The following is a 1,783-nucleotide window of genomic DNA, read 5'->3' on the forward strand; positions in this document are numbered from 1 at the left end:
CGAGATCGAACTGACCAACTGCCCCTGGATCGTCAAGCCGAGAAAAATGTTCGCCAGCCTCGGCCTGAGCGACATCGTCGTGCTCAACGATTTCGAGGCGCAGGCGCTGGCCGTCGTCGCGCTCGGCGAGGAGCACATGGAAAAGATCGGCGGCGGCACGCCGGAGCCCAATGCCGGCCGCGTCGTGCTCGGCCCCGGAACCGGGCTCGGCGTCGCCGGGCTGGTCCATGCGCTGCACCACTGGATACCGGTGCCCGGCGAGGGCGGCCATATGGACATCGGTCCGCGCTCGGCCCGCGATTTCGAGGTTTTTCCGCATATCGAGAAGCTGGAGGGCCGCATTTCGGGCGAGCAGATCCTGTGCGGACGCGGTCTGGTCAATGTCTATCGGGCGGTTGCCAAGGCGGACGGCAAGCCGTCGCCCTTCACCACGCCGGCCGAGATCACTGCCGCGGCACTTGCGAAAACCGATCCGGTTGCCGAGGAAGCGCTGGAGACCTTCGTCACCTGCCTTGGGCGCACGGCAGGCGACCTTGCTCTGGTGTTCATGAGCCGCGGCGGCGTGTTTCTCACCGGTGGCATCGCGCAGAAGATCGTGCCGGCGCTGAAAGCCGGCAATTTCCGTGCCGCTTTCGAGGACAAGGCGCCGCACAGCGCGATGATGCGCACCATGCCGGTGTATGTCATTACCCATCCGCTGGCCGCACTTCTGGGCCTTGCCGCCTATGCCAGGAACCCCTCGCTGTTCGGTGTCCAGACTTCGGGCCGGCGCTGGCGCGACGAAGTTAGTCACCCCGAGGCATAGGCAAGCTGGCTGCTTGGCGTTAAGAGGGGTGCCAAATTGCCCGGCCGCGGGAAGCGGAAATCTACGAAGCGCTCCAATTTGACATTTCAGCCCCCCAATTTGTCGAAACCCCGTGCGGGAGAGATCGTGGCGGTCATCCGCCGTATCCTCCAGGAAAATGGCCGCGACTATCGGGGGGCGTATGTTTTCACCATCCTCTGCCTGCTGACCGTGTCGGCGACGACGGCGCTTGCCGCCTGGATCATGAGTCCGGTCGTCAATCAGATCTTCTACGAACGGCGCGGCGACCTGATCCCATGGATCTGCGCCGCACTGCTCGGTGCCTTCATCCTGCGCGGCCTTGCCGGCTACGGCCAGGCGGTGACGATGGCCAGGATCGGCAACAATCTGGTGGCGCGCTATCAGCAGCGCATCTTCAACCATCTGATGAAGCTTGGCGTCTCCTTCTTCAACGACACAAGGTCCGGGCGGCTGGCCGCGCAGGTCAACGAGAACGTCAACGGCATTCGCGACCTGTTGTCGATGACGGTGACCTCGACCGCGCGTGATGCCGTCTCGCTGGTCGGCCTGGTCGGCGTGATGATCTACCAGGATCCGATACTCTCCTTGAGTTCGCTGCTGATCGGGCCGCCGCTGATCTGGACCGTCACCTATCTGATGCGCCGGGTGCGCCGCATCACGCGCGAATCGGTGCAGATCAACTCTCGGCTGATCGGCGCCATGCAGGAAGCCACGCAAGGCATCGCCATCGTCAAGGCCTTCACCATGGAGGACGAGCTGTCGCGCCGGATCAGCCAGCTAGCCGAGGATGCCGAGCAGCGGTCGAACAAGATCGCTCGCGTCTCCGAGCGGCTGACGCCGGTCTCCGAACTGCTGGCCGGCATCGCCTTCGCCAGCGTCATCGCCTATTCCGGCTACCGGGCCACCGTTCTCGGCCAGCCGCCGGGCGCGGTGTTTTCCTTCATCACGGCGCTGACG

General features: G+C 64.5%; 2 protein-coding genes. Both read left to right on the forward strand.

Annotated elements, in window-relative coordinates; genetic code table 11:
• The coding region (locus ENZ74_RS30985; protein WP_127313266.1) for a glucokinase at nucleotides 1-805 on the forward strand (805 nt) is incomplete at its 5' end.
• Nucleotides 806-883: 78 nt separating this feature from the next.
• Nucleotides 884-1,783, forward strand: a 900-nt coding sequence (locus tag ENZ74_RS30990; RefSeq protein ID WP_245471051.1) for an ABC transporter transmembrane domain-containing protein, incomplete at its 3' end; no start/stop codon positions are given.

It is taken from the genome of Mesorhizobium sp. M7A.F.Ca.CA.002.15.2.1 (assembly GCF_003998715.1).
Classification (GTDB): domain Bacteria; phylum Pseudomonadota; class Alphaproteobacteria; order Rhizobiales; family Rhizobiaceae; genus Mesorhizobium; species Mesorhizobium ciceri.